Source organism: Mesorhizobium sp. M4A.F.Ca.ET.020.02.1.1, from assembly GCF_004022645.1.
In the GTDB taxonomy this organism is placed as follows: Bacteria; Pseudomonadota; Alphaproteobacteria; order Rhizobiales; family Rhizobiaceae; genus Mesorhizobium.
Genome location: NZ_RZOI01000834.1, coordinates 1 through 2,443, shown reverse-complemented (window position 1 = coordinate 2,443; position 2,443 = coordinate 1). Strand labels below are relative to the sequence as shown.

Below are 2,443 nucleotides of genomic sequence, written 5' to 3'. Positions count from 1 at the left end.
TCCTCGCGAATGTCGCATAGCACCGGCAGCGCCTTGCCGCCGGCCTGCTCGATCTCCTCCGCCGCCGTGTAGATCGTGCCCGGCAGCTTCGGATGCGGCTCCGCCGTCTTGGCGGCGATCGTCACATTGGCGCCGTCGCGCGCCGCGCGCAGCGCGATCGCCAGCCCGATGCCGCGCGACCCGCCGGAGATGAACAGCGTCTTTCCCTTGAGCGACATTTTTTCTCCGCTTCCTTAACTACATCGCAGGCGCGAACTTTTGCGCGGCAGGCGACCAGAGCGCAAGGCCCGACCCGCCGCGAGCGGGTTACGCTGCGTAGGGTCCAGAAACGAGGTGAGGCGGAACAGGGTCTATTGAGATTCCGGTCAGGCCGAGTCGAGAATGGTGGCTTCCGAGAACCGGAGCGGAGCGTACTTAAAGTACGTGAGCACGCGCATGACCCCAAAATCGGTACGATTTTTGGAAAGGATCATGCGCAAAGTATGAGTGGTACGGCGTCCTTAGCGCGTCCAACAGGACGCGCGGCGCCGTACAAGCGCAGGAAGCCGCCATTCGCAGGCCGGCCTCACCGGAATATCAATAGGCCCTCAGACCAGCACCAGCCCCTGCCGCATGGCGATGGCGATCGCATCGGTGCGGTTGGCGGCACCGAGCTTGATCAGGATCGCCGCGACATGGAACTTCGCCGTGTGCACGGAAATGTTCAGCCGTCGGGCGATCACCTTGTTGGGCGCGCCCTCGGCAAGGAGCGCCAACACTTCCGCCTCGCGAGGCGAAAGCGTTGGCCGGGCATGGTTTGTGTCGGCACGATCCTCGTCGAACGGATCGCTGTCATGGAAGGAGAGGTCGTCGTGCCGACCGGCCAGCGGCCCGCCCGCGCCCGAAATACGGTAGCCGGCGGCTGCAAGCCGCGCGGCAGCGGCGATCAGCAATTCGTCGGACGAAGCGGGCAGCACGGCAAGCACGCTGTCGGCGGGCTGTTCATGATCGGGACGCCGCGACAGCAGCACCCTGGGCAGCGCAGCATCGATCGCCCTGCCCTCCAGGCCATCCTCGTCGATGATGGCGACATCCACGGCCTGTCCTGATCGGTTCCCGGCCATGACCGGCAGCAGATCGCCGGTTGCGGCGAGCGCCTCGGATAGTTGCTCGGCCCGCGCGGCGCTGCCGAGCGCGATCAGCACGGTCAGCCGCCGCTCTGCGGCGGCCTGATCCGCCTTCCTGTGGTTTGCTATCGCCGCGACCGCCATCATGCCCTCAGCTCAGCGGCTTTTCGCCGATGGACACGGCAACATCGCGCGCCTCGCCGGCGCGCACGACGCCGAGCGTCACCGACGCTCCGGCGCTGTCCGGCCCGAGCTTGCGGATCAGGTCACGCGGGCCCTGCACCGCCTCGCCGTTCCATGCCACGATTATGTCGCCGAGATGCAGGCCGGCGGCCTTGGCCGGACCGTTGTCGTCGAGGCTCATCACCATCGCGCCGTGGGTGTCGCTGTTGTGGACCGGATGCAGGCCGGCGCCGAGATAACCGCGCGCGACGTGGCCCTTCTCGCGCAGCGTCGCCACCGCCCGCTCGATCGTCTCGTAAGGCATGACCAGTGCCCGCCGGCGCGGCCCGAACAGGAGCATGCCGATCAGCCCGCCCTTGGCATCGAGCACGGGACCACCCTCGAAGCGAGAGCCGGCATTGACGGCGAGATTGATGCGCCGGTCGATCGTGCCGCCGCGCATCGAGCGCCAGGCCGGACCGACCTCGCCGACCGAGCCGAACACGGCAAGCGCCGCGCCGTCGCTGTTGCCGACGGTGATGGCGACATGGCCCGGCCGCACCGCATCCGCTCTGGCGAGCGACGGCGCATTTGCCGCGTCGGCCGGCTTCAGTAGGGCGACCCCGGTCGAGGGATCGCGGCCGACAAGCTCGGCCTTGACCGTTTCGCCCGAAGTCAGCGTCAGCTCGATCTCCTCGCCCGCCTCCACGACTTCCTCGGCGGTGACGAAATAGCCGTCGCGCCAGTGGAAGGCGCTCGCTGTCCGATGATGATGGGTTGCAAGGCTCGCCGTCGCCGGCGCGGCCGCTGCCGCGAGATCGGCGATTGCGTCGGAAAATGCGCTCAAATTGAAGTCGCTCATCATGGTTCTCCTGGGTTTGCGGTTACCCAGATATCGTTCGACAGCGCGCTGGCCGGTACTCGCCTGATGGCCAGTTGGCCTCACGACTGGCCATCTGGTCAGGTCGCGGCTGTCGCAGCCGCTCCGCACATATAGTCACGATCAAGCCTGATATCACGGAGCCCGCTCATGGCCCTCGCCGCCGCCAAACTCCAAACCGACGACACGCTGCTCGACGCCTATTCGACGACCGTCGCCGATGCGGTCGACCGCGTCGGCCCTGCCGTCTGCCGCATCGAGCGCATCGGCGGCGCGGGCGGCCATGGCTCCGGCT

At 67.4% G+C, this 2,443-nt stretch carries 3 protein-coding genes and 1 pseudogene; 1 reads left to right on the top strand and 3 read right to left on the bottom strand.

The genetic code is table 11. The features are described 5' to 3' along the window. From EN742_RS31850 to EN742_RS31840, 3 genes are all read right to left on the bottom strand, one after another. Positions 1 to 218 (bottom strand): SDR family NAD(P)-dependent oxidoreductase (locus EN742_RS31850; protein WP_128333724.1); only part of this gene is annotated, 218 nt, incomplete at its 3' end. 369 nt (positions 219 to 587) lie between these two features. Then, positions 588 to 1,250, bottom strand: coding sequence for a helix-turn-helix transcriptional regulator (locus EN742_RS31845; protein WP_126059388.1), 663 nt, complete (start codon positions 1,248 to 1,250; stop codon positions 588 to 590). Positions 1,251 to 1,257: 7 nt separating this feature from the next. Further along, positions 1,258 to 2,130, bottom strand: coding sequence for a S1C family serine protease (locus EN742_RS31840; protein ID WP_126058804.1), 873 nt, complete (start codon positions 2,128 to 2,130; stop codon positions 1,258 to 1,260). A 168-nt stretch (positions 2,131 to 2,298) separates the two neighbouring features. Here EN742_RS31840 and EN742_RS39770 point away from each other — a divergent pair. Next, positions 2,299 to 2,443, top strand: a pseudogene (locus tag EN742_RS39770) (serine protease); the annotation flags it as partial.

Excerpts from the sequence above, each read along its gene's own strand:
- EN742_RS31845 (WP_126059388.1), bottom strand. The coding sequence starts at position 1,250 with ATGGCGGTCGCGGCGATAGCAAACCACAGGAAGGCGGATCAGGCCGCC.
- EN742_RS31840 (WP_126058804.1), bottom strand. The coding sequence starts at position 2,130 with ATGAGCGACTTCAATTTGAGCGCATTTTCCGACGCAATCGCCGATCTC.